The organism is Photobacterium aquimaris (assembly GCF_002954455.1).
GTDB classification, from domain to species: Bacteria; Pseudomonadota; Gammaproteobacteria; order Enterobacterales; family Vibrionaceae; genus Photobacterium; species Photobacterium aquimaris.
This window is the reverse complement of the sequence record NZ_MSCC01000004.1, coordinates 44146-68776: the sequence shown is the minus strand read 5'-3', so window position 1 is coordinate 68776 and position 24631 is coordinate 44146. Positions and strand designations below refer to the sequence as shown.

24 protein-coding genes are annotated in these 24631 nt (G+C 36.3%); 19 read left to right on the top strand and 5 right to left on the bottom strand.

Annotated elements, in window-relative coordinates:
* Window positions 1-182: 182 nt before the first annotated feature.
* Window positions 183-902, bottom strand: coding sequence for a hypothetical protein (locus tag BTN98_RS18130; protein WP_065190018.1), 720 nt, complete (start codon window positions 900-902; stop codon window positions 183-185).
* A gap of 664 nt (window positions 903-1566) precedes the next feature.
* On the bottom strand, window positions 1567-3825 hold the full coding sequence (gene traD, locus BTN98_RS18125; RefSeq protein WP_082970513.1) for a type IV conjugative transfer system coupling protein TraD: 2259 nt from the start codon (window positions 3823-3825) through the stop codon (window positions 1567-1569).
* A gap of 139 nt (window positions 3826-3964) precedes the next feature.
* Between traD and BTN98_RS18120 the strand changes: the two genes are divergently transcribed.
* On the top strand, window positions 3965-4666 hold the full coding sequence (locus BTN98_RS18120) for an IncC plasmid conjugative DNA transfer DtrJ family protein (protein WP_065190020.1): 702 nt from the start codon (window positions 3965-3967) through the stop codon (window positions 4664-4666).
* 105 nt (window positions 4667-4771) lie between these two features.
* Here the strand turns inward: BTN98_RS18120 and BTN98_RS18115 are convergent, their stop codons facing one another.
* Together BTN98_RS18115 and BTN98_RS18110 are read right to left on the bottom strand one after the other, a co-directional pair.
* Window positions 4772-5176, bottom strand: coding sequence for a hypothetical protein (locus BTN98_RS18115; protein ID WP_146107041.1), 405 nt, complete (start codon window positions 5174-5176; stop codon window positions 4772-4774).
* Window positions 5177-5527: 351 nt separating this feature from the next.
* Entirely contained in the window at window positions 5528-6379 is an 852-nt protein-coding gene (locus BTN98_RS18110; RefSeq protein ID WP_065190022.1) for a hypothetical protein, read from the bottom strand.
* A gap of 406 nt (window positions 6380-6785) precedes the next feature.
* Here BTN98_RS18110 and BTN98_RS18105 point away from each other — a divergent pair, with 406 nt between their 5' ends.
* Both BTN98_RS18105 and BTN98_RS18100 read left to right on the top strand, forming a co-directional pair.
* Window positions 6786-7337 carry a hypothetical protein gene (locus BTN98_RS18105; protein WP_065190023.1) on the top strand — a complete coding sequence of 184 codons (552 nt, stop codon included), beginning with the start codon at window positions 6786-6788 and terminating at the stop codon, window positions 7335-7337.
* Complete coding sequence (locus tag BTN98_RS18100) at window positions 7334-8041, top strand: LysM-like peptidoglycan-binding domain-containing protein (protein ID WP_065190024.1); 708 nt, start codon at window positions 7334-7336, stop codon at window positions 8039-8041. Before BTN98_RS18105 ends, BTN98_RS18100 begins: the two co-directional genes overlap by 4 nt.
* Window positions 8042-8275: 234 nt before the next feature.
* Here BTN98_RS18100 and BTN98_RS18095 read toward each other — a convergent pair whose 3' ends face one another.
* Window positions 8276-8836, bottom strand: a complete 561-nt coding sequence (locus BTN98_RS18095; RefSeq protein WP_065190025.1) for a thioredoxin fold domain-containing protein — start codon at window positions 8834-8836, stop codon at window positions 8276-8278.
* Between the two features lie 105 nt (window positions 8837-8941).
* On the opposite strand from BTN98_RS18095, the gene BTN98_RS18090 reads away from it, so the two are divergent.
* The 16 genes from BTN98_RS18090 (at window position 8942) to BTN98_RS18015 (ending at window position 24621) form a co-directional block, all read left to right on the top strand.
* Window positions 8942-10066 carry a hypothetical protein gene (locus BTN98_RS18090; RefSeq protein ID WP_065190026.1) on the top strand — a complete coding sequence of 375 codons (1125 nt, stop codon included), beginning with the start codon at window positions 8942-8944 and terminating at the stop codon, window positions 10064-10066.
* A 9-nt stretch (window positions 10067-10075) separates the two neighbouring features.
* Window positions 10076-11575 carry a hypothetical protein gene (locus tag BTN98_RS18085; RefSeq protein WP_065190027.1) on the top strand — a complete coding sequence of 500 codons (1500 nt, stop codon included), beginning with the start codon at window positions 10076-10078 and terminating at the stop codon, window positions 11573-11575.
* 9 nt (window positions 11576-11584) lie between these two features.
* Entirely contained in the window at window positions 11585-12895 is a 1311-nt protein-coding gene (locus tag BTN98_RS18080) for a hypothetical protein (RefSeq protein ID WP_065190028.1), read from the top strand.
* Window positions 12870-13571: a hypothetical protein gene (locus tag BTN98_RS18075; protein ID WP_065190029.1), complete on the top strand. Its 702-nt coding sequence runs from the start codon at window positions 12870-12872 to the stop codon at window positions 13569-13571. The genes BTN98_RS18080 and BTN98_RS18075 overlap by 26 nt, the downstream gene beginning before the upstream one ends.
* A 133-nt stretch (window positions 13572-13704) precedes the next feature.
* On the top strand, window positions 13705-15411 hold the full coding sequence (locus BTN98_RS18070; RefSeq protein WP_065190030.1) for a GspE/PulE family protein: 1707 nt from the start codon (window positions 13705-13707) through the stop codon (window positions 15409-15411).
* Window positions 15404-16441: a type II secretion system F family protein gene (locus BTN98_RS18065; RefSeq protein WP_065190031.1), complete on the top strand. Its 1038-nt coding sequence runs from the start codon at window positions 15404-15406 to the stop codon at window positions 16439-16441. Before BTN98_RS18070 ends, BTN98_RS18065 begins: the two co-directional genes overlap by 8 nt.
* A gap of 233 nt (window positions 16442-16674) precedes the next feature.
* On the top strand, window positions 16675-17202 hold the full coding sequence (locus BTN98_RS18060) for a prepilin-type N-terminal cleavage/methylation domain-containing protein (RefSeq protein ID WP_065190032.1): 528 nt from the start codon (window positions 16675-16677) through the stop codon (window positions 17200-17202).
* Window positions 17203-17273: 71 nt separating this feature from the next.
* Window positions 17274-17798: a type II secretion system protein gene (locus BTN98_RS18055; protein ID WP_065190033.1), complete on the top strand. Its 525-nt coding sequence runs from the start codon at window positions 17274-17276 to the stop codon at window positions 17796-17798.
* A 124-nt stretch (window positions 17799-17922) separates the two neighbouring features.
* Window positions 17923-18513 carry a prepilin-type N-terminal cleavage/methylation domain-containing protein gene (locus BTN98_RS18050; RefSeq protein WP_065190034.1) on the top strand — a complete coding sequence of 197 codons (591 nt, stop codon included), beginning with the start codon at window positions 17923-17925 and terminating at the stop codon, window positions 18511-18513.
* Window positions 18514-18684: 171 nt separating this feature from the next.
* A complete protein-coding gene (locus BTN98_RS18045) occupies window positions 18685-19668 on the top strand; it encodes a prepilin-type N-terminal cleavage/methylation domain-containing protein (RefSeq protein ID WP_065190035.1) in 984 nt (327 codons plus the stop codon).
* Window positions 19669-19676: 8 nt separating this feature from the next.
* Window positions 19677-20903, top strand: coding sequence for a hypothetical protein (locus BTN98_RS18040; protein WP_105030062.1), 1227 nt, complete (start codon window positions 19677-19679; stop codon window positions 20901-20903).
* Window positions 20896-21945: a hypothetical protein gene (locus tag BTN98_RS18035; protein WP_065190038.1), complete on the top strand. Its 1050-nt coding sequence runs from the start codon at window positions 20896-20898 to the stop codon at window positions 21943-21945. Before BTN98_RS18040 ends, BTN98_RS18035 begins: the two co-directional genes overlap by 8 nt.
* A 5-nt stretch (window positions 21946-21950) precedes the next feature.
* Window positions 21951-22655, top strand: a complete 705-nt coding sequence (locus BTN98_RS18030; RefSeq protein WP_065190039.1) for a hypothetical protein — start codon at window positions 21951-21953, stop codon at window positions 22653-22655.
* Window positions 22656-23870, top strand: coding sequence for a hypothetical protein (locus BTN98_RS18025; RefSeq protein WP_065190040.1), 1215 nt, complete (start codon window positions 22656-22658; stop codon window positions 23868-23870).
* 181 nt (window positions 23871-24051) lie between these two features.
* Window positions 24052-24381, top strand: a complete 330-nt coding sequence (locus BTN98_RS18020; RefSeq protein ID WP_065190041.1) for a hypothetical protein — start codon at window positions 24052-24054, stop codon at window positions 24379-24381.
* A gap of 6 nt (window positions 24382-24387) precedes the next feature.
* On the top strand, window positions 24388-24621 hold the full coding sequence (locus BTN98_RS18015; RefSeq protein ID WP_065190042.1) for a DUF3262 family protein: 234 nt from the start codon (window positions 24388-24390) through the stop codon (window positions 24619-24621).
* Window positions 24622-24631 lie beyond the last annotated feature (10 nt).

Sequence of the window (24631 nt, the reverse complement as noted above, 5' to 3'; positions counted from 1 at the left end):
TACTTAAAGTTAATCGTGGAGTAATCGGCGTATACGATTAACTTTAAAAGTTATGGATAACTGATAATAGTGAATTTACATCAATATCTATGGTTTTTAATGAACACACTCAAATAATCGTAAATAACTGTAAATCATACCTGTATGTTTTATGTTCAAAAAAAGAGCCTAAGCTCTTTCTCTTAAATTACCTCTTGTTGTTTAATTTGATCCTCTATGTATTTTACTGTCTGGTACTTGAACTCAATAAATGAAATATCTAGTAGTACGGATAGTCTTTGAATTTCAGCAATGAAATTAGCTCTAAACTCAACAAATAATGGGCTTGATTCAAATTGCTTTTTAGCACTAGCTACACGGTTTGGATTGCTGAGGTATTGTCTTAGATACTTTCTACAGATCATCCGTGGTTTTGCTTTTTTACTATTGCGTGAAAAACATTCTGCACTCATTTCAGCGATATTGTTCAAAGACATAAGATCATTTAATCGTTTAAATCTATTTAATTTCATCGCTAGTCGTTCTACGAATAATTCATTCTCTAAACGTACTTGTTGGTAAAGTGATTCTTGTGCGAAATGTAACTGTTCTGTTTTTAGCTCTGCTTTGAACTCTGGCGACACTTCTTTTGGATCAATTCCTATTACTTTATAACTCAATGAAATTCTATAACGTTCCCCTGGCTCATATTTGGCATTTTTAGGGTGTACTGCTTTAACTTCTAGTTTGTAGCCATATTTATTTGCTAGGCCAATGAGTCGGTTTGTATATTTGAATGTTGAATAGAACACCTGTCGAGCTAGTGTTTTGTTGTTCGTAGTGCGAATGCCAAATGTTTCTAGTAATGGCATATTTAGAACGCGATCAATTTCATCATCGTTAATAAGTATTAATGGCTGCATCGTGATTCTCATTATGATGTACTAGCGGTATTTTAACGGTAATGTTGATTTGTATTAAGTTTTACTTACGTTATTTTGGGAAAAAATAAAAATATTAAAAAATTTTTTTTGAATATAGAAGTGGCTGATATGTGGTAGTAGTGAATGGATATTTATTTTTACGGTAACTATTTGTTGAGATATGAGAAAGTAATGCTTATTTATTAGGATTACATCAACCTATTGATTTATAGGGGAGAAGTATACTTAATTATTTTTTTCTTAATTTCTAATATAGCTACTGGCTGGTAATAATGATTAATTCATCAAAAAAAGCCGCTTTTTAAAGGGCGGCCTTGATGAATAATTTGTGACTGGTTTATTAAGGGCAATTAATACGTTCGTGGCTCAATAAATACTTAGGTATAGGTTTATTGCTATTTAGGTTTTTTATTTCCGCAATTGATTGTGAGAACTTTATGCACTGGTTGCCAGAAACGAAATAAGTCACTTCAAGATCTTTTACTATATGGTTATTTTCGTTGATCTGGGTATTGATCGTCTTGTCATTTTCAGCAAAGGAACTACATGCTGAAAGCAGAATGCAAACCAAGATAAAGCTAATTGTTTTTGTTTTTTTCAAAATCCATTCCTGAATGTTATTTTTGATTATTACAAGTTTACTTTAGTGGGTAGAGTTTGGCTCATTCCACCATCCATCATATGAGTTGTATTTGACTCGCATAGCTGAACATAGTGATTCAATATCTGGTGGTAGTGTCGATGCGCTCTCTTTAGGTAGCGGGAATCGCACCTTGATTACTCTTGAGCCTTCAACGATACAAAATGCCTGTCCTTTAGGTAGGGCAATGATCTGATCTGGTGTAATAAGTTTTTGGGTTTTGGCTGTGCCGACAGAATCACTAACGCGAGTTGAAAATACTTTGGTGTCCAATCCATCATCTATGATGCCAGAGTCAGGTGTGACACCGTTTTGTATCTTTGTGTCATAAAGGTCTACTTCTGGTAGCTGATCAGTGAATAACTTGGCTGTATCTTCGGTTTTGACACGGAACATTATTAAGGTGTTGAAGTTAGACTCCAATACCTCCGCTTTGGCTCTGTCATTAAGTTTAACTGTAAGATCCTGTCTTGACTGTGTATAAGCGGTTACGCGCATACCTGAACCACCAGCTTTGTTCAAAATTGGCATAAATTCTTCACCGACCATTTCGTTTGCTTCATCCAAATGCAGATAACAAACGGGCTTTTCAGTTGATAAACAACCATCTACGCCATAGTTGATGCCTGATTTGTATATTTTACCGGATAAGCTCAATAGGTCAGAAAGCATGGCGTTTGAACATGCACTAGCTACGTCACGGTTTGTCATGGCATCAAAACCACAATAAACTACGGCACGTTTACGGGCTGCTTGCGTCCAATCGAATACAGGGCGTGGATCATCTAAATCATCATAGTTAGGAGACAACACCTTTAAGTTGTCACCGCTACATAACTTTTCAAGGAACGGTAAGTAACTAGCTGTGATTTTAGAAAAGTAACTTGGATCATAACGAACAGCGTTAAGTACAGCTTCATATACCGGATCATCTTTCATATTACCGGCTTCTTGCTGCTCTTTGATTAGCATATAGAAAGCTAAAGATTCGCGTGACATTGCCTTTAATGACGCTGGAATACCTTTCATTGTTTGCTTCAAGTCTTCGTGTAGTTCTTGCCAGTTTTCAATTTCTAACTCAACCATCAGCATTTTGCAGTATTCCAGATATAGCACTTCCATATCCATGATGTATTTACGAATCAGATCATAACTAGGACGCTTACGCAATCGGCATAATGCAGTACAAATAACGTTAGAGAATCGCCATGCGAACTCTTTAAATGCGTTATCTGAGCCGCCACCCAACGGGTTAGTTGAACGGGTCGCACACTCTGAAATCTGACTAAAGTGACCAATACCGTTATAACGGGCTGTAACGTCTGGTGCGCCAAGATGAAATAGAATGAACTCGCGTCCATGTCGTTTTGCTTCTGAGTAGCAACGGGCAAGTAAGTCTGCATCACCTTTGGGGTCAAGCACGGCAACCATTGCCTCTGGCTCACTCATTACTTTTTTGACAATTGAACCGTCATACCCACGATAAGTAATCTTGCGTTTTACAACACGGGCAATATCTGCAGATATGAATAACTCTGCTGCACGGGTTTTTCCCACACGAGTAGTACCCATGACAAGCGTATGTCCATTTCGGCCACCGAGCTCCATGAACATATCTTTTTCTTCACTTGCACCTACACCATGCAGATAAGGTTCACCACCAACGGGAGGGAGTGGCGCATATGGGTTATCAATTAGGTTAATGTAATTGAGTTTATTACTGATTGTGGCCAGAGGTTTAAGTGCCGGTCTTTTCTCAATTATTCGATTGAGGCGTTTAGCTATTTTTTTACCGTTAATTATTTTGCCTGAACTTGTTAGATCTGCGATTAGGCGCAATTTACCTGTTTTCGCTGCATATCGTTCTAATTCACGCGCTTTATAGTAAAGGGGAGATTGCTTGATATACTTTCGACCAGTTTGCTTTTGGCATTCATAAGCGCGTTGGGCATGTACTTGAGTCCAATCAAAACCTTTACCAAGGTAGAACTCTGTTTCAGAGACAGGTAATTCTTCGGTGGTCATTGCGAATGCTTCTAAGCGTGTTAGATTTTTCTGGTAGCGTTTTAGTTTTCTACCATTAACGATTTGAGTTCCAGCCATTGCTGCAGTTGCTACGGCTAACGTATAACTAAGTGATATTGGTAAACCAGCAAGGCTAGGAACTGCAACTAGGGCGTAAGTTCCCAACGAGCTAACCAAGGCCGCTTTATATTCGGTTATAGGACGTAACTGCCCATCCATTCTGTATTCAACAGTCATATTTCTATCGTTCTCAATTGAGCCATGACGTAACAATATTGCTGTTTACAAAATCAACATGGATTAGTTGTTTAATCGTTGATTGTCTAATCAATGATGAATTTGGCTTTTATGTGAAAATCGTAAAAGGAGGGCAATTATGGCTCAAGAAAACAAGGGAAATTCACAACAAGGCGGTTCACAAAAAAGAGAGAAGCCACCACGCTATACCGGTGGTGTTGGTGCTTTATTTAGGTTGGCGTTTGAAATTGTTATTGTTTCATTCTTACTGCTAATAATTGCTATAGGAGTGGAGTATGTTGCTGTTATCTTTGATTTTGTAGACAAGGGAACAGATCACAGTCGATTAGTGTTAATCAAATATTTTGAGTTTTTATCATTCGATAAAACAGGGCATAGATACATGATAGATCCACTATCTGTTACAAGCTACTTTATGGATGGTGTGTCAGGTCTTTTGAATACAAACTTGAAAGAGTTAATGCTAACTCCCCAAGTTGGAATAAGAGCTTGGTTATATATACCAATCTTTGTTGTATTCACTACGATAATTAAAATGTCGTATGTTGTTAGTTCATTACCTTTGTTCTTAATTGTTTGGCTATGCATGTTTGCTGATGGAGTCGTGCTACGAAAGGAGCGCATTTACACTGGCGTAAGAGATAGCGGTTTAAAATGGTCAATTTCAATGCACTTGGTGGGTATCCCACTAGTAGGATTCATGTTGATTTATCTTGTTGCTCCGACAGACAATCATCCAACATTATGGTTATTGCCAATCATATTGTTGAGTGGTGTTGGTATACGCGCTGCAGTATCAAATTTCTCGAAATTTAACTAATCTAACTTAAAAACTCTGTATTACTTGCCATACTCGCTGTGTCAGTAATACAGAGCCCTCATCAATGATGTTATACAATTTTAATCTACAGAAATTGTGCATAACTCATGCAATAAAAATATTGCCTTTCAGCAAATAATCTTCAATTTCACTACCAGTGATTTTACTTCTCTTTAGTGTAATCAGATAGGATGCAAGCTCGACCTGGCACTCTAAGTTGATGTGTACCAATTCATAAGCCGCAAATAACTCATTAGTATGTTGTTCTTCAATCGCGTGTAAAAACTGCCCATAACCATTAGGTTCATTGATCAGAATTGTTTTAGAGATACTGTAGCCACATTGGTTACTGACTTTTTCAACGAAGAACTCAATTGGCTTATCGTTTCTAAATGAGATACCGCTATTAAACAATACGGCTATAGATGCAATGCTAATCTGTCCGTGAGCAAATGGGATCATCGTTGTATTTGTTTTGTTTAGAACGAGCATTTCCTGCAAACCTTTCATTTTGTGCGACCTGTTTTTTGTCGCTATAAATATACAAATAATATTATTTTATCTTTATAGTAATATGTAAATAATATTGCAGATTATAACTTTAATTCACACAGTCATTTTATAACAGTGACTTATGGTTTGTTTTTGAGGAAAGCAATATTTAATAAATACATTTTTAGTATTGCAATAATATTTTTAAGTAGTTGTGTTGGTTGTGGGTAAAATATGATTTGTGTGTTTTGTGTACAGCTATAATTTACGGTAAATTACAAATAATGATAGTTAATCGCTATTAATCACTATTAACCATTAAAAATTAATACCATTTATAATTAATTATCGTAAATCATAGCTTGGCTGTTATTTATTGTCTTCTTCGTACAGTTCAACAAACTGACCGGCAATTTTCCCGATATTAGAAAAGTACAACGGCTTTTTAATCAATGTTGTTTTATGTGCTCTTTCACGTTGAGGAACAGTCTCATAAATTTCTGGGTGGCCAGTGGTAATAACTAATCCATAACCAATCCTAAAAGATCCTCGTTCATCTGCAGCATAACAATGAGCTCGATACTGAGTACCGCTTTCTCGTCTACTTCGAATAGAACTCACACCAAAATGTGATAGTAATTCATTTACTGGTGCAGTTACGTAGACGCATGGCTCGGTACTTAATCCACCTCGAAGCGACATATTACTTTTGAGTAGTTTTGCTTGAATGTTGTAATTAACTTTTAAGTAGTCAACAGTTTGCTTTGCGTTCTCGCGGCTATCTGCATCGGTGAAGAAACGGCAAATGGGTGCAACGTCACCATGCTTTAATATTTTGCTTGAAGTTGCAGCCTGTCTCCAAATGTTGATTTGAGATAGATCTGGTTCAATGCTTGGAAATCTACTAGGGAATGATTTGAATGATTTGTTTATAGACTGCATTGCAATTCTGTATGCGGCTTCTAGGTCTTTCTTATATTTCCGAATTGTAGGAATAGCTGATTTAGCTACTGAGATAACAGATCGCACATACATTGGTGGCGCGTAAATTGTTCTCTTTCCGCGAAATTCTATTTTGTGATACTGAGGCTCAAAACCATCTTCACTTTTTAGAACCGTTCCATTTATAGCTAGATATTCAAAGAACTCTTGTTCAAGAGTGTAGAAATCAATCCATTCGATATTGTTCACGCGAACGAGGCAGCTTTTCTCGTAATTCATAGCTCTACCAGTAAAAGACAGTGATAAGTAATTTTGTTAATTACTATTTTAACACGTTTTGACTATGCGCCTAAGTGACCGATATGTGGTTGTTGCGAGGGAATTGTTATGGTTTGTTTCAGGTGTGCATTAAGATTATTAACCATAAATTTGAAATTATCATATAAGAATAAATGGTACAGCAAGATTAGACTATATACAGAGCGAGGTGTTTATTTATTGTACATATTCATCTGTGATTTAATATTTTAATATTGTTAATTTTATAGAAAGGTGACAAAAGTGACAATAATTAGCAAAGAATAATTATTGATTTTGTGATTTGTATATATTAAATCATTCATAATTTAATGTTATATATTCTATATGGTAAAATATTTTTTTCTATTTAAAGAGTTTTTGATGTATGAAATTTAAAAAAATAATATTGTTATCTGCATTATTATTTCCTTGCTTTGTTATGAGTAAAGATGGTTTCTCTATTAATAAAACTATTGATGAAATGACGGATATAAAAACAATTTCTGGTACGAATGCTACGTTTATTTTAGATAAAATCACTCCCTTTACTACAATGACATTATTTTGTAGCGATAAAGATAAAGAACAACGGATTAATATTAATCTATCAACTAAAAGTATTCTTGTTGATACTCCGATTAGAATAGCAGATAGTACATCAACTTTAATTACATTAATGCGTGTCGATAAAGGTAAGGTTTATCAATTCAAAACAAAAATAAACGATTATTATGAAGGCGGAAGTGTCGCTATAATCCGTAATGTAATTGATATGGATTTTATTAAAGACTTTAAAGCAGGGACTAATTTAATAATTCAAATATATAATAAAAATGATATGAATAAAGTTATATTTGAATCAAGATTAAATCTGACAGGCTCAACTGAGCTTATAAATACATTATTAACTGAATGTGGAGCATATAGTTTTAAATGAATTTAATTTTAGCGATACTTGTATTTATAGCTGCATTTATTATTATACAGCCATCAGTCAACGGAACAAGTATAAAAAGTGCCACCACTGAAACTACGACAAGAGATTCTCATTTATCTATAGAAGAAGTTGTACAAGTATTAACCTCAAGATTTACGGTTAAACCTTTTTATTTTATAAATCCTAATGATTTTGATTTTATTACGGCAACAGGAAAAAACAATATATTAACAGTTGAGTATAAGTTAAAGAACAATTCAAAGTTAAAATTGAATGACAAACAGGATAGTATTAATGAATATAATACTATATCTTTAAATAACTATAAAAAACTCATAAGCAAACATCAGGAACATTTCAAAGGGGTTATTATTAAAATAATTATCTTCTTTAATGATAAATCAATAAGTATAAAAATAACGGATGCAGCCAATATTGTTAATGCTGATGAAATAAAACACCAAGTATTATCAGGTGAAACATTAGGAATTATATTCTCTAAGTATGGCTTAGATATTTCAGATATGTACCGTTTAAGTGATGCTAATAAATCAGTACAACAATTACGTGTTGGTCAAATGTTAAAGTGGGAACTAGATTCTACTGGTAAATTAATATCATTTAATATTATTCGTAGTGATAAAATAACAGATAATTACACCCTAACTAAAGATGGGTATGCTTTTAAAGAGTGTAAATATTAAAGAAATGCAAATGCTATACATCCATCGTTAACCTGCAGCACATAATTTGAGCAAGTCTGTTGCATCGTTCAGAGATAGCTTGTTTGGGTGAGTTTGTATTTATATACATATAAAAAAAGTGAGTTACTTAAATCATTACTCGATTAAAAGTAACTCACTTTTTTCGTTTCTGGCATCAGGGCTTTCATTCACTGGTCATGAATTTTATTTTTACTCGTCCATAGTAGATGGGTGCTAGCTGGCTGATTTTAGGTAAGTAATTAAATTATAAGGCGAAACAAAACCATCAATAAACTCTCCATTTTCTAAAAGAAGATACGGTGTCTTTGTTACATTCAGTTGGTTCTGGGCGTATTTGGTAAATTCAAATATTCGTTCTGCTATTTTTGGATCAGGCTGGCTTGGAAACTGTTTACTAAGTAAGGAAGTTAGAGGTTTGCTTGTTGACCATGCTAAATACATTGATTTTGACTCAGGGGTGTATGTGCCATGATTTAAAAATGGCATGACATATACAGTTATACCATTAGAGGTAAGAGTGGGTATGTTTATTAGGAACTCGTTGCAGTATTTGCACTGATTGTCGTACAGCATGACGATGCTATTTATTTCTTTATTATCTGCAGGGATCTTAATCGCTATATCACCAAATGATGTAAGTACCTGTTGAAGTGCAGTTGATTTTGTAGTTTGCAAAATCGAATGAGTATTACCACCACTTTCTGCATTTACACTCAAGCACGGAAATAAAAACATTGAGGCAAACAATGTTGCTGTTATTTTCTTTTTGATCATTACATTCTCACTTATCAATAATTTGAGCTTTACACACTAATTAGAGTGGTTTTAAAAACGTAACTTAACCTACTTGCATCAACTAATAACAAATAGATGCGAATCATGCCAAAACGTAAATTACTAAACAGTGTTATTGCTACTGCTATCGTGGCTATGACAGGGTGTTCTTCTGTTTCTAATAGCCCTGTAGCAGAGGTTTCAAACGATCTTGTTGTGTTTGAGAAAGGGGCGTCATTACAAACAGAAACAAACTACCTAGCAAAAATGTATGACCTCGAAACGGTTGATTGGGATAAGAAAATAGATCGAACTAAATTACGTATTACTAAAAACGTTACAATTAAATCAACAAGTAATGCTCAAGACGCGCTTAATAGTGTTTATACGGCACTTCCTCAGTTAGCAGCCACCGCAAATGCTGATTCAATTAAAGTAACGCTTAACAATCTTTGTGATGGTAAGGCGGCCATGAGCAATAATCATGGTTATGAAACTATTAATGTTGATAGCCAACCAATTCTTATTACCACTCCTTTAAATTTCAGTAACGGTTTTAAGACACAAACAAAAACACCATTAAAATCAGTTACAACCAAGGCTACGCTAGACACAAAACCGGCATTAGACAACAATCGTATGACTGGTGCTGAATCATTAAAAACAGTAACGACAGTAACTAAGATTCAGCCATTAAAACAATCAATTCAGGTAAATAGTGGCAATATGCTTTCATTAGCTGTAATTAAACAATTAGACAAATTTGGTTATAGCCCCATTTGGCTGCTGAATGACAAGACCGCAAAGGGCTTAAACTCTAAAGCGGTTTCTAACTTTGAGTTAAATACAGCATCAGTAAATGATTTTGTATATGACGTTGCTACAAAGCTAACAGAGTTAGGCGGCCAAACAGTCAATGCTAAAATATTCCCTGGTTCTAAGCAGGTTGTTTTCCACTTACATGGTGCAGATAACGTTGCGCTATACAATATGACTGCCGGACGTTTAAGTACCAATATCGAAAACCTTGCGAAACAATTTGGTTGGAAATTAGATCAAAAACGCGGTTGGTTAGCAGCACAAGATTACCCAATCAGTGTTGATTACCCTGTAGTTGCTGAAAATAATATTGATGCAGTTCTTACAAAAATGCTTCAACCATATGATACGAAGATCAAACATCAGTTGGTCGCATCTATTAAAGAAATTTTCATTGTTGATGCAAAGTAGGGTAAGAACATGACTAACAATAAACTCATTAAATCAGCATTAACTTTAGCTTTAATTGCTGGTAGTTCTACTGTTCTTACTGGTTGTGGATCTACTGATTACTTAGTGCAGCAAAACAAAGCAGAAGTTATGGGCGGCATGGTTGATAAAGCACGTTTGGCTGCTAAATCTAACTTTATTGAACAGCCGCCAGTAAACCTTGCAGCATCGCTACCTGTTAAGTTTAAGCCGTCTTGGGTCGATTCATTTACTGTATCTATCAATGTGAAGAAAGCTCCATTAGAAGTAGTAATGGATCAGATTTCCGAAAGTACGGGTCTTACTTTTGTTTGGGGTAATAAAACGAAGTTAGATCAGCAAATCACATTAAATAAGAAAGGGGCTTCTCTTTCAGAAGTCTTTCATGCGATTGAAGCTAAAACTGGCTATGAAATTGACACTAGCGAACGTGAAGCAATTTCTATTAACGCTGAGATTACCAAGTCTTTCCCATTGATGAAATTTGCCGGTACTAACAGTTTCTTGATTGGTAAAAAAACGGGTTCGGATTTAACTGGCAGTGGTGGTGAGACAGGCGGTATGTTCTCGTCTGATTCCGATCAGTTCTCCAATATTGAAGCTAACAAAGTTGATCCAACTAAAGATATTGTTAAAACGATCAAGAACATTGGTGGTGACTCGTTAGTAACACTTAATGAGGCAACTGGTTCAATAACTGTTACTGGTAAGCCAGCAAGTGTTAAGCGCATTGGTAAGTATATTATTGAAATAAATAAAGAAATGGGGCAAATGGTACGTGTGGATGCGAAAATTGTTGTTTTCACATCACGTAACGCTAACTCATTTAACGTTGATCTAGATCTTGTTAAGAAAGCTACAGATGGTGTTCTGAATTTCTCTAGTGGTGGTTCAAGTTCTGCGGTATCTGGTCTGACTAACCTTGCCAAATTTAGCGCAACATCTACAAATGGCTCAATGGCTGGTACTTCATTGTTCATTGAGGCTCTACGTCAACAGGGTGTTGTTTCTGTAAGCACAGAACCAAGTCTTACGGCTCTGAACAACCAAGTCGGTGAGATAAACTCGGTACATAAAGAAGCGTATGCAGCAAGTGTTGGTGTTGGTGCTATTGGTGATAGCAACGTTAGCGATGGTGTTATCTCAAGTATCGAACAAAAAGTTATTGTTACTGGTTTCTCAATGCGCTCACTTGTTAAAGTGGTCGAAGATGAAATTATGCTTCAATTTAGTGGCACGGTTTCAGAGCAGGGTCAGTTTAAAACGTTTAAGTACCAAGGGGCTGAATTAACATCACCTCAAATGGACGAAAATAGTTTCAATCAGTCTGCTTCGCTATTAGATGGCCAAACACTTATCTTGACTGGTTACAATCAGGAATCAGCTAAAGCATCATCAGATGAATCGTTCCATAACCCGTACCTTGGCGGTAATGGTGGTAAAGATCAATATACACAAACAATGGTCTTGCTAACTGCACATTTAATTTAAGGTCGGCACATGAAACTGATACGTGATTATGTAAATAGTCCGTCCTTTCAAAATTTTCGCATTCGTAAAGCTATTTCTTCGGATGCGGATCATGCTTCAATCATTAAATTAACAAATGAATCCGTACTGGTTACGTCTGTTATTAGTGACGAGAAAGAGATTGAAAGTGGCGTTGTAATGCCGTTATATGCTGATTTAATAGCATTTAAGTGGTTGCGTTCAAATGTTAACGCGAATGGCTGTGTCGCAATGTGGTTTAACGTTGCTGATACTGTAATAGATAATCCAAAGACTGACATTTCGCTTTGTAATGTCACCATCGTTGCAATAAAAAATGGTGAGATTAAGGCTGACTTGTCAGGGCGTTTAGATGCGGTTCTTTCAACCGCTATGCGCTTTTGTGAGCGATTAGAAGTGCCACTAGTCATTTCAGATACACACGCTTGGAAAGGTCTGTATGCGTTTATTGAATCACAAGATCTTAATGTCAAAGTTGAATTAATAACTGACGCGATTCAACAAAACGAAGTTACTGAGTTTTCACCGATTACAGTAGCGCAAGCTAACGCTCAATATTATCGAACAGGCATGGAAAAAATATTCATTGCCTCAGTAACGGCTCTTGTTATTGGTTGTTCATTCCTTGCATATACCGCTTATGAAACAGCTAAGTTAGAGAGACAACGGGAAATTGTAAATCGTGTTGTTGAAGATCCTTATAAGGCGTATCGAAACGATATTAAAGGTGTTCATGTTACTCAAGATGTTAATTTTGTAATTGGCAAAATTGGGCAATACAGCAATATTCCATCATGGGAAGTTAGTTCTGCAGAGGTTAAGGGTAGAGCGTTTAAGTTAACGCTAAAGCCTAAGTTTAATCATGCACCTTTGACTGAGTTGGTTACGTGGGTACGTGATAATTCAGAAGATAAGTTGAATATCAAAGGTTCTACTTACACGATTAATTTGAACATTCCTAAGTACAAAGATGATTACATGAGCGCATTTAAACGCTACATCATCGACACGGAAATGAACTACGCACAATTGAGCGATCTAGCTGTCCATTCAGGATTCACTAAGGTCACGCTCCAAAGTAATGCGAAGAAAACAAATTATCGCGTAATGGCAGGTCAGATTACAGGTCAATATTTAGACCTTTCTCAGATCAAAGCGTTTTACGATCAACTTGCCCATGTTCCTATTGAGTCTGTTGGTTTAGTCGTCAAACACAATAAAGAACTTGGTAATTACACTATTTCCCAAAAATACAAACTAACTGGACAGCTAGAGCATGAGCAAAAACAAAAAGAAAAGTAACAATAAGAATCAACCAAAAGAAATTAATCCATTACTAGCGATTGGTATTATAGGTGCTGTTGTTGCTGGTGCTGCATTCTTTTTAATGGACAGCGATAGTGATGGATACAGTGATAGTTCTTCATCATCTGAACATGCGACAACTACGATTATTGAAAAGGTGCAAGCACCGGATGCTGTTAATGCTCCAATGATTTTACCTGCTCAAGTTAAGAACCTTGAGGTATTCAATAACCAGTTTTCACAAAAGCAACATGACGTTGCAAATGCAAAACTTGATGCTTCAATCGCACAGTCAAACCTTGTTGTAATGCAGTTGCAGCGTAAGCAAATTGAAGTTAAACGTGAGTCGATGGATAGTGGTATAGCTATTGATGATTTTGGTATGGCATCAAGCCAGCCAATTTCCACCACCAATAGCGTTTATTCAAATGACGCTGATTTAAGTAAAGCAGCTTTAGTTCACACTGATCATGCGTCGTCTGTTAATGTCGTTATGACCATGAAAGTAAACGGTACGCGCAATGCAGTATTAAATGTTAATGGTGAAAATCAACGTGTGGCTATCGGTGGTGCAATTGATGGTACTCAATATCGCGTAACTAATATTACAGATAAGCAAGTTTGTTACCGCGAAACGGGTAAGAAAAATTCTTCAAAATGTAAATCTGTATAATACAAATTTTAAACTTCTAACTATAAGCCGGATAGCAGTAATGTTATCCGGTTTTTTTTGGCTGGCATACTAAATCGAGTCGTTTTTATATCTGAGCGTACCATAGTTTCAATCTCAAATACTGGATATAGAAATGTCTGAATCTAACGCAACACTAGAAACTTTTGTACTGTCAGAGTTACTCCCATCCGACCGCTATGCTTACCGTGACGAAGAACTTCTAATACGCTGTAAAGAAAGCACAATGGCTTACCTTAGTCGTGGTGGCACTATTTTTACACGCGATCTCTCTGCACCGTTTGTTGATGAACTTCTTGATTTTTATATCGAAGAAACGGGAAAAATTCCTTATATCAAACTGGTAACGGCAGAACTAATTGAGCAGGTTTTGCAGTTACCTGACGATATGTTGCTATCGGATATTACTGAATCATTGGGTGGCTCGACTGAACACTCAGAAGAACAGTCTTTAGTTGCAATTGACTTCAATGAGCTATTGAACGTGGCTTATCAAGAGCGTGTTGCTGATATTCATATCAGTATTATGTCGAATGGTACTCTTGTTCGAGGCCGTAGCTCTAGTGGCTTAGTTCGCTTACATAAAGTTATGCGTAACCGTGATTATGGTGTATCTCTTGGCAACCAAGTTTTCCAAGTTTTAGCGTCAGAGGGTTCAAGTGGTTCATTTTATGAGTCCGTACCAGATGAAAACCGGTTTAGTTGGGAAGTGGGGGGCAAGTTACGTAACTATCGTGCTTCTACAATGCCAATTAAAGGCGGTGCGAAAATTAACTTACGTTGTCTTGATCCGTACAGTGATACCGTTCTTACTCCGCACGAACTAGGTTTCTTACCGCAACAAATTAAACAGTTAATGAAGCTAATGAACATGCCCTACGGTGGCCTGTTAATTAGTGGTCAAACTGGTTCGGGTAAAACGACAACGCTTATGTCATTCCTTGATGTACTACCAAACAATATCAACGTACACACTCTTGAAGATCCAGTTGAATGGCTTAACTCAAAATTCTCTCAAACTGAGATTGATATGGATGGTACGAAAGATGAATACGACATTTACCGTGGTTCATTTGCCGATTTTGGTAAACGATTATTACGTCAGGATATTGATGTAGCAATGTTTGGTGAGATCCGTGATGAATTATCAGCATCTATTTTCTATCGCCTTGCAAGTACAGGTCATATGGCTGTTGGCACAGTTCACACCGGTTCTGCGCTTGGTTGCATCACCATGTTGATAAAGTTCTTTAAGTTGAGTCCAGAACAAGTTGCTGATAGTGATTCATTTAATGGATTCTTGAATCAAAAACTGGCCAATAAACTTTGCCCTCATTGCTCTAATAAGCTCAAGGAACATAAAGAAGTAATTTTACAGCAAACAAAATTAGCGATAGAACGTAATAAAAAAGATGTGTTGTGGCGTTTTGAAAATATGACAGAACAGTTGGCGTTGGTAGAGTCATTCTGTGCTGGTGAAAATGATCTCAATAAGTTGCGCTTTAAAAATGATAAAGGCTGTGTGGAATGTGGCTATACAGGACTTAAAGGTAAGACGGTTATTGCTGAAATTTTGGTAATGGACAACTCCATTCGTCGTCTTGTACAAGATGGTAATTTGCTTGGTATTCAAGATTATTTGAAGTCCGTTAACTACATGACCACACGCGATCACGCTATTCAAAAAATCGGGGCTGGCCTTATTGATATACATGAAGCTTGTCGCCTTATCAATGATATGGATGCATCAACGAAACAGTCATTTGGTTATGACGATATTGCTAATGAAATGAGAACATTAGGGGGTAACATTAATGCCTAAGAAGTTTTCAAATGAATGGTTTGCTCAACGTACTTTTAAGCGAAAGATACAAATTGAGTTCGTATCAGATATGGCGGTTTCATTACGGTGTAATTTATCCCCAAAAGAGCATTTAGAACAGGTCGTTAAGTTTGGTTCAAAAAAACAGGCTATTCCTGCGAATTACATGCTAGAAAAAATGAGGGCTTCTAAACCTTTATCTGTTGCAATGGAGGGGTGGTTTCCACCAGTTGTTATTCAAGCTATTCGTGCTGGTGAATCTAATCGAAAAATAGATGAAGCATTAGATAATGCGGTAGATGCACTAAACAATGGAGGGATAATTGGAAAGATATTAGGCTCGAATGCGTATTCCTTATTCCTGTTATTTTTGGGTACTACGGCTAATGTAGCTGCGTTTCTTTTCATTTTTGAACCCAAGTTAGAAGAAGTGAGCTTACGTTACTGGTCGCCAGTATCAAAGATTGCTTATGATATTGGTTATATGTTTGTATACCAGTCGTCGTATTACGTTATAGGTTTCAGCTTGTTCTTTTTCCTCTGGGGCAAGTTCTTGGGACGTAAGACAAGTAAATTTCGTTCAAAATTCGATAACTTACCCGTTTTTAAAGAATATCGTGTTTATAACGCAACTACATTATTGAGTAGTCTTTCATTAATGTTTAAGTCAAATATTGCACCTAATGCAAGTTTGCCTCTAATAGAAAAATGTACGACTGGTTATTTAAAATCACATATTGAATTAATGATTGCTCGATTAGGAAGTGGTAAAAATAATTCAATAGGCTCAGTTATGGCTACTGGCTTGTTAACTGATGGAGAATTAGCCAGAATCGAGGTTCTAACGTCCAAAAACAGTCGCTCGATTGGATTTGTACTGGATATGTCCAAGCAGCAACACCAAAAAATGTTAGATGCGGCAGTGACTAGATATGGCGTTATTTTACAAGCATTTTCAATGATTTATACGGCCAGTATGATTCTTGTGACATTTATTGGTGTAAGCGCATTAAACATGATCGGACTTTAATTTAAGTTTTTAGGCACAATGACTCTTAAATGAGTGATTGTGCCTTTTTTATATCTGTAACTTACTGATTTAAAGTTGTTTTATGGTGTTTGTTTGCACTCGCAGTCTAAAACGTGATTTTTTTAGATATTCCCTAAAATAACCACATCGAAACAACAACATGAAACGTTGTTTGATTTACATTTTCTTAGTTCGATTATCGAACGTTACATTATTTAAAACGGAATAAAGCAATGACTTTCGCTCAAAAACTAAAAGCAAAAATGAACCCTGTAGTAAACAAGCAATCAGGTTTTACTCTTATTGAGCTTCTAATTGTATTAGTTGTTATCGCTATCCTTAGTCTTGTTGGCTACCTAGTTAAGCCTAAAGTAATGGATATGGTATCTACTTACCAAGTAACTAACGCTGTAAGCACTATTTCTGCTGAAACCCTTGCTTGGAAAGGCGCAAAAACTAACTTTGCTGACATTTCTGTAGCAAGCATGTGTGATTCTGGTCAATTATCTTTAGAGCTTTGTGGTGCAGCTAACGATGGTGTTGGTACTAACCCATTTGGCGGTGACTACACGTTAACTGTTAACGCAGAAGACGCAAACCTAATTGATCTAACAATGACTAAAGTTCCTGGTACGATTGGTAAGAAACTTGCGAATACATTGAAAGACCATTCAGTAGGTGATTCAGCTAAGTTTAATGGTACTCCTGCAACATCTTCTGATAAGAAAGGTACTGCTGGTTCAATCACAATGACTATCTAATTTTAGATAGGTCATAACAAAAATGGCGGCTCTATGAGTCGCCTTTTTTTTCGAATTTTTTGGTGTTGGTTATGAAAAGTTCAAATATTAAAGTTGAAAATAAAGAGCAAGGTTTTACGTTAATTGAGTTATTGATTGTCCTAGTCGTTATCGCAATTCTTGCCATTATTGGCAATGCAGTTAAACCAAAAGTTATCGCTCAACTAGATACTTATCGTGTAAACAGTGCGCTAGATGTAATGATTTCTCAAGCCCCTGTATGGCGTGGAGCGCAATACACATATAAAGATATTTCTGTGGCCAGTATGTGCGATAAACAGTTATTGCCAATTGAAATTTGTGGCACTGATAATGATGGTAGAGGGGCAAACCCGTTTGGTGGTGATTACGTTATTACATCATCAAGATCGTATGGAAATCAGCATATTAATGTTGCAGTAACCAAAATTAATTATGCCTCAGTAGGCGCGGTAGAAAACAGCATGTTATATCGCTCTGTTGAACGCTGCACAAAAGCAAAAGACTGCGGTAGCTTTGGCAAAGTTGAAGCTAGTGGTCGTGATGGAAAAAGCACAACGATTGATATAGATGTTTAATAACTACTTTACGAGAACGGTAATGACTATGTGTTATTACCGTTTTTTTGCTTGGGGCAACTAAAACCAGCCAGCTATTGATATGTGTATAAACTCCAAGAAATAGAGTTAGTGGAGAGAATAAATGAAAAATAATCGTGGTTTCACGATGATAGAATTACTGGTTGTGATTGTAATTGTGATTATTTTAGGGGCTACAATTCCAGCAGTTATCAATAATGTGATTAAGCCTTATGTTGAAAAAGAACAGATTATAGAGTTTGTTGATGACATAAGGTTAGAAGCGGAATTACATGGCACTAAGTTAATGTCTTCCTGTAAATTATTTGAGAGTACAGATATAGAGGGCAATCCAATTGTTTATAACATCAATGATGGTCAAGGGAACTCAATAGATACATCAGGTATTATTAAGAAAGCCTCGTACTCATTCAAAGCGGTTAAAGGTGAGTTTTTCACTAAAGCCGAAATGCAAGCCGATCATAACAAACGCACTAAGTTAAATAAGATTCAGATAAAAGTATTCTTTAGTGATGCATTCAAAGATAAGTCTAAGTATTTTGCTAATTCTTTGCATGGCCAGTTATTAAGTTCTGGTGATGGTGTTGCCTTTGAGTATCCACTGTCTTCTGTTTACATTCGCAATTCAGAAACACCATTATCACCATGCTTAATAAATCCAATTGATCCTGATAGTGAGTCAAATTACGAGTAATACTCTCCACAAAAATAAGCGATCTTCGGATCGCTATTTTTTTAATTCCAAATAGAAATTGCAGTTTGCAGTCTCAACCCACCAGCAAGTAATTATTAGTTAACCGTCTAAAAAATGGGTTAGCTAAAACAAGTTTTATACTGGCTGTACTTTATATTCTGGAAGTTACTTGTGAAGAAATTACGAAATAAAGGCTTTACGCTTATTGAATTACTTGTCGTTTTAGTTGTGGTCAGCATAGTTGGAATTTATGCATTTAAGCAGCACAAGAATCAGTCGCTATCAAATTATTACAATACTCAAGTTAAGCGATTAAATGAGACTGGAAGCCTATTACAAAGTGCTGTTTTTCAGATGGGCGTACCTAACTCATTAGAGGCCATGATCACAAACGGTTATGACTACTCATGTGAGGCAAGTGGTGGCGGTAATCTTGAGTATTGTACTCATATTAACAAAACTCTTTGGGGTGAAAAGATTACGCTTATCTCAGAAAATGACGGCAAAATTCATTCTATTTTAGTGCCAATGACAAAGTTATCGAAGCGTGACCGAAGTTTATTTATTGGTCTTGCAAGCAAAGAGCTTCCACATGTAACAGTAGATGGTACTAACCTCAAAATTTCATATTCCCTACTATCAACTAAGACATGGACTATTAATACCGATGGTGGTGGAACTGTGGATAGCGATTTATACATACCTGCAGATGGTTCTAAACCGTTAAAGAGCGATTGGATTGTTGGTGATAAACAGATCACAGATGTTAGGGATATAACGTTAACGACAACAGATGGTAATACACAATTATCAGTCTCTAATGGCCTGATCAGAGACAGCGGTACTTTGCTTTCAGGGGAATTAGTACCCAAACCAATCTGTGACAAACGCGATACAGAACCAAAGATCTTAACTTGGTTCAATGGTATTGCGCCTAGCAATTTAGTTTCGGATGAATTTACGTCTATTTCTTCTGTTTATTCACGCCCAATTGATAATGGCGATTCATGGATACTTTGGACTTCATTTACTGCTCTGAGTACCTATTCAGACAAATATGAGGTTTATAACAGCTATGCCGATAGAGGAATATCATCATCTAAAAAAGCTTCTATTTTAATGGGTTATATGACTATGTGCCGTAACAAGAAGTAAGGGACTATATGAATAATCAAAAAGGTTTTTTATTGCCGTTGCTTCTTGCTGGTCTGATTGGTGTAAGTGCTGTAGCTATGTATGAACAACGTATTTTTGATCGAAAAGAAAATGACGAACGGGCGTTGTTTATAGCAAAAAACATCACAAATACACTTAATTACGTTCAAGAGTATCAGTTAATCAAGTCTAAACAAGATCAAGAAAACGGTGTAGATTCAACACCAGAAGAACAATTTCCAAGCTCTTTAGAAGATCTTGCTGAATTAGGTACTGTACCAAATTGCGTTGAAAGCCCAACACCAGAACAGGCGGCAACAAATTGTGATGATGTAACGAAATCAGCATTTGGTGGGGATATGGTTTTAATTACAGATCCAGATAATGATAAGAGAAAGTTACTTAAAATTGATGTTACAGATTTTAATTTCGGTAATTCATTATCGCAATCATCTGTTCGTACTATTAAGAATCTGAGTCCATCACAAAAAAGGGATTGGGCTTTAGTGAAACGTGTGTCTTCGATGATTGTCCGTTCAGAAATAGTCATAGAGGCTGATAAAACCTGGCTTCAAGTACCTATTGATATAGCCAGTGGTTACACGCCATCATCATCTAATGGTTACTTAAAGTTAGATGGTACAGTCAAGTTAGAGGCTGATTGGGACACTGGTAATAAAACCATTATCGCTGGTAATGGGAAAATTCAATTAACTGACGGTACAAAGTTAGGTAGTGACCGTCTAATCATGGCTGCTGGTGTTCGCTCTGTTGATATTGGTCATACAACAACTATTGATGGTATCAATATTACTGATAGGCAAAAATTAGATTTTTCATTGTGCAAAAAGATGGATGGTACAACGACATCTAGTTCTAATCCATATACTGCAGAAGACATAAAAATTAGTGGTTTTATTTCATCTATTTATCCACTTGCTAATACAGTGATGGACAAAAATGAAATGCCTAACAATGCGTTTGCCAACATAGCAACTTTTGGCTTAACAAGTGACATTAAATACACCTATAACCGCTATTGGATTCATTTTTATCTTATTAACTATGGTCGTGATGCTAATGGTCAAAATGGTTTTTGGGGTGATACAAACACAACAACTAACTACTCTCACGAAGCGTCACACGATAAAGCTCAATTAGGTGCAAGTGAAGTACCGCTTGGTGCAAATATTAGTTACATAATTTCATGCCAGAGATCGTTAACAGATGACTAAAACACAGAGATTAAGCGTTCTAATTGCCATTGCTTTAAGCCCATTTAGTTATGCAGGAAATAACACATATGATGATGATATAGCTGCGGCTAAAGAAAAAGCTGATTTAGTCTGGGCTGCAAAACTTAAAGCTGAAAGACATTCGGAACAAAGCCTTAAAAAGTTTGTTGGTGTTCTTAATTCTGAAAACGCATTAAAGGAGCTACCTAAAACCACAAGCCAAGGCTATGAGATTGAATGGAAACGCCAATTATATTTGCAGAGAACGTTGAATGATAAGCGCAATTTAGATCCAATATCGCGCCAGTTTGGGCGTGATAGCTTTGGTAATAAATTTGATCAAAACACGCCACTAGCAGAGTCGAATAATACGGATTTTTACCGTAACAAAATCACAAGTTCTGGTGCTGTAGCTTATTACAACAATAATTTAGTTCCAATTACCGATGGTAAAGAAATTAAAAGACCTAATGGCGTTGATACTTGGGTTTTGTATTCGGGGCAGGTTTCAGCTTACCCTAAACCTCACGGTAATTGTGACGCTTATGGAAGTGCAGCAACGGGTAAGTCAGGTCGTTTATATGTACGTTCACAAAGTGCAATTAACGTCATTAAAAATGGTGTAACTACAAGAATAAAAATGACCATATCAAGCTTTGATGGTCTTAAAGTCTTAGGCTCGTATATATCACCCCAAGTACAAGTAAAAGGTAGTCCGAATAAAGTTGGTGAATCTCAATATTTCATGCAAAACAGTGCTGCGCATACGTTTAATCTAGGTGTTAGAGAGCTACCAGTTAAGGTTTGTATTGAAATATTAAATACAGAATCAATGCCACATTCAATTCGGAATAATAACTATGATTTGGATTCTAGTGAGCTTAAATATGCGGAACATTTATCAAATGACTGGTTACAAAAAGAAAAAAAAGCCGGAAATCCCTATGCCGAAAATGCAGCAATCTCTTGGGTAGATCAATATATGATTTGGACTCGACCATTAATGACGAAGTATGCAGATATGCTATGGCTAGGGATCTAATAATTATGAAAAAAACAATTTTAAGTATATCGGCTTTAGTGGCTTTTTCTTTATCAACGTTGGCACAAGCATCGAATGTATCAGAAGATAAATTTAATAACTTTGAAATTAAAGCAAAAGAGTCAGCACAAAGGCTCTCTCAAGATGAAGATATTAAAAATCAGATAAGTGGAATGGCTATTCCATCAATCAATACTTACGACCTTAACGTTCCGAGGTTCGTCGATAAGAGTGATCCTACTATGTCACGTTGGGGTGTAGATACTAGAGTTAACACGGGTCAATTAGGGTATCTTTCAGTTGGATTTGAAGTGGAGTTTAATGTTCAAAATTCAAGCTCAAGGCCAGTGACTATGGGGGGATTAATTGGTCGAGACACCGCCGCATTAACGATGGTGCGTTCACCTACGTCAGTAGCGTTTGATTTGATAGATGCAGATACTAATACGGTTGTTCTATCAAAGGTGGTCGTGCTTGAAAAAAGCATTATTCCAAACCGTGATCGTGGCAACCGTAAAAGCTCAGTGTTCGATTCTGCTGTTAGTGTAAATCTATTGGCTGGCGATAGCATGACAGGTTTGAAGAAATACCATGAGTATATTGTTAGACCTAAAATCACTTTAAATTCTATTGTGAAAAATGATGAATTAGGTGAGCAACTATCAGGAACTTTTGTTAATCAAGCTAAATTGACAGTGGTTGGGGGTTAAATGACAATACTTAGAACAACACTTTATGCATTATTACTTTCTACTCTTGCAATCTCTGGTTATGCAAACGCTGTTTATTATCCAGATAAAAAAGATTACTCAGGGGTAATGAATACCTCCCCTACATATTCGGATAAGATAATCGTTCCAAGGCAAGAGTATTTGACTGAAAATGGAATAATACCAACAATGCCGTCACTGCAATATGTAGCTGGTACAGTGCAAGCAGAACGATTTATTGATAAGACCACAAGTGATATTGATGTTAAGCCATATACTCAAGATCGACTGTTATATCAGGTATATATTCCATTAGATAAGATGCAGGGGACACCTACTAATTTCGCTCTAACTTTAAAAGGTAATCAGAAATTCGCACGGCAACTTATGATGAATTTTTCGAGTACAGCTTGGCGTGATAACTCAGGTAAAACTAATCAGCAAAAATCAATGTTTGGTTATCGGTTTGATGGGCTAGATATTTATGGAACATTAACAGATGAAAAAACACCACTCGATGATTCTGTGTGGGAAAAGTACGATAGTGATAAAGAGTTTATTAATTCCAAACTTGGCTTTCAAACAAGAATTTTGAATTTTGTTAAAAATGACAACGGTATACCTCAAGAAGATGTGATGTTTAACGGGGTAGATCGCGCCTTGGTTCGACTTCGACCTACGATCCACTCATTTATGCCAGCGGGGTCAAATAGCAGTAGTAATGATCAGGGTAACTACAGCTCAAGTACAGCCCCTTATTTTTCGGTGTCTGCTAATCAGCGCGAAAAAATTAATGCGCCCATTCTATTTTCTGGCCGATTCCTATTAAAGAATAAACTTAATAGAAAAGGTCATAATATGAGTGAATTAGGCTTTACAAACAAAACACCTAAATATTTAAGGATTTTATTCTATATGCGCGGTGGTGTTAGGTATTGGAATCCTAATGCATCTGTGTCTTTAAAAAATTCACATAATGTAAAAATGAACAGAAATATTGCTCAAGAATGCGCAATTATTGATAAAGATAATCCAACGGTTGAGCAATACATACCTGAGAATATCCGTGATTCAATTATGTTCGATAACCACTTCAATTTTACGTCTATTTTATCTCTTACAAAAAAGAGTGATGATAAGTACATTCACTGGTCGGCTTGCGAATCTAAGCGAACAGAAATTTACCCTTTAACTTATGAAATATTTGTAAACTAAATAAGTTAGCTAAAGCCACTCTTAACGGGGTGGCTTTTATTGTTTTTGCAAACTACAAAATCAACACTCCCTCGGCTCAATTCACTTCTTTTATTGTCCAATTTACCGTTTACCAACTAATTCCAGCCTCAAATTAAAACCGCATTAACCTTACCGCATCGAATAATAACGAGTGCAACAAATGAAGATAAAAACGGCCGTATTAGCCTTACTTCTTGTTTGTGGTTCTACATCTGCTTTAGCTGCTCATGATCGTGGTTCTCTACGTCCAAATAGCCAGCGTGAGCGTATTGGATTGCAAACTGTATCAACTCAATTGGCAAAGATAAATGAACTAGCAACGGCCTCTCAAGCCTCTGCGAATACTCGTGCTAAAGCGCAGTTTAACTATGCCAAATTTCAAAATGAAATTCTGAAACTTCAAAAACAAGTTGATGATTTCTTGTATCGACCTTTGCAGCCTGTACCTGTCTCTGTTTTAGACAATGGCGGTTCACAATTTCAAGGGTAGGTACTTATGAGTAAAGCAATAGACGCTTGGAATGCAACAGTTCAGGGGGCGGCACAATCAGGCTCTCTATCTATTATTTTATCCAGCATCTTTGTGATTATTTATCTAATCATGGGCGCAATGATGTTCACTGCTTGTTACAAGTCTTGGTCGAAAAATAGACTCGATTCAGATGAAGCAATAGAACTCATAGCACGCTGGCTTTGCTTGATGATTTTTTCCTTTTACTACCTTACATAAAAAACATTTT

What these genes read in the sequence shown, in the direction of transcription:
- BTN98_RS18015 (WP_065190042.1), top strand. Translation starts at nt 24,388, where the DNA reads ATGAGTAAAGCAATAGACGCTTGGAATGCAACAGTTCAGGGGGCGGCA.
- BTN98_RS18040 (WP_105030062.1), top strand. Translation starts at nt 19,677, where the DNA reads ATGAATAATCAAAAAGGTTTTTTATTGCCGTTGCTTCTTGCTGGTCTG.
- BTN98_RS18105 (WP_065190023.1), top strand. Translation starts at nt 6,786, where the DNA reads ATGAAATTTAAAAAAATAATATTGTTATCTGCATTATTATTTCCTTGC.
- BTN98_RS18020 (WP_065190041.1), top strand. Translation starts at nt 24,052, where the DNA reads ATGAAGATAAAAACGGCCGTATTAGCCTTACTTCTTGTTTGTGGTTCT.
- BTN98_RS18065 (WP_065190031.1), top strand. Translation starts at nt 15,404, where the DNA reads ATGCCTAAGAAGTTTTCAAATGAATGGTTTGCTCAACGTACTTTTAAG.
- BTN98_RS18025 (WP_065190040.1), top strand. Translation starts at nt 22,656, where the DNA reads ATGACAATACTTAGAACAACACTTTATGCATTATTACTTTCTACTCTT.
- BTN98_RS18100 (WP_065190024.1), top strand. Translation starts at nt 7,334, where the DNA reads ATGAATTTAATTTTAGCGATACTTGTATTTATAGCTGCATTTATTATT.
- BTN98_RS18090 (WP_065190026.1), top strand. Translation starts at nt 8,942, where the DNA reads ATGCCAAAACGTAAATTACTAAACAGTGTTATTGCTACTGCTATCGTG.
- BTN98_RS18120 (WP_065190020.1), top strand. Translation starts at nt 3,965, where the DNA reads ATGGCTCAAGAAAACAAGGGAAATTCACAACAAGGCGGTTCACAAAAA.
- traD (WP_082970513.1), bottom strand. Translation starts at nt 3,825, where the DNA reads ATGACTGTTGAATACAGAATGGATGGGCAGTTACGTCCTATAACCGAA.
- BTN98_RS18055 (WP_065190033.1), top strand. Translation starts at nt 17,274, where the DNA reads ATGAAAAGTTCAAATATTAAAGTTGAAAATAAAGAGCAAGGTTTTACG.
- BTN98_RS18075 (WP_065190029.1), top strand. Translation starts at nt 12,870, where the DNA reads ATGAGCAAAAACAAAAAGAAAAGTAACAATAAGAATCAACCAAAAGAA.
- BTN98_RS18070 (WP_065190030.1), top strand. Translation starts at nt 13,705, where the DNA reads ATGTCTGAATCTAACGCAACACTAGAAACTTTTGTACTGTCAGAGTTA.
- BTN98_RS18110 (WP_065190022.1), bottom strand. Translation starts at nt 6,379, where the DNA reads ATGAATTACGAGAAAAGCTGCCTCGTTCGCGTGAACAATATCGAATGG.
- BTN98_RS18060 (WP_065190032.1), top strand. Translation starts at nt 16,675, where the DNA reads ATGACTTTCGCTCAAAAACTAAAAGCAAAAATGAACCCTGTAGTAAAC.
- BTN98_RS18130 (WP_065190018.1), bottom strand. Translation starts at nt 902, where the DNA reads ATGCAGCCATTAATACTTATTAACGATGATGAAATTGATCGCGTTCTA.
- BTN98_RS18035 (WP_065190038.1), top strand. Translation starts at nt 20,896, where the DNA reads ATGACTAAAACACAGAGATTAAGCGTTCTAATTGCCATTGCTTTAAGC.
- BTN98_RS18030 (WP_065190039.1), top strand. Translation starts at nt 21,951, where the DNA reads ATGAAAAAAACAATTTTAAGTATATCGGCTTTAGTGGCTTTTTCTTTA.
- BTN98_RS18080 (WP_065190028.1), top strand. Translation starts at nt 11,585, where the DNA reads ATGAAACTGATACGTGATTATGTAAATAGTCCGTCCTTTCAAAATTTT.
- BTN98_RS18085 (WP_065190027.1), top strand. Translation starts at nt 10,076, where the DNA reads ATGACTAACAATAAACTCATTAAATCAGCATTAACTTTAGCTTTAATT.
- BTN98_RS18095 (WP_065190025.1), bottom strand. Translation starts at nt 8,836, where the DNA reads ATGATCAAAAAGAAAATAACAGCAACATTGTTTGCCTCAATGTTTTTA.
- BTN98_RS18115 (WP_146107041.1), bottom strand. Translation starts at nt 5,176, where the DNA reads ATGAAAGGTTTGCAGGAAATGCTCGTTCTAAACAAAACAAATACAACG.
- BTN98_RS18050 (WP_065190034.1), top strand. Translation starts at nt 17,923, where the DNA reads ATGAAAAATAATCGTGGTTTCACGATGATAGAATTACTGGTTGTGATT.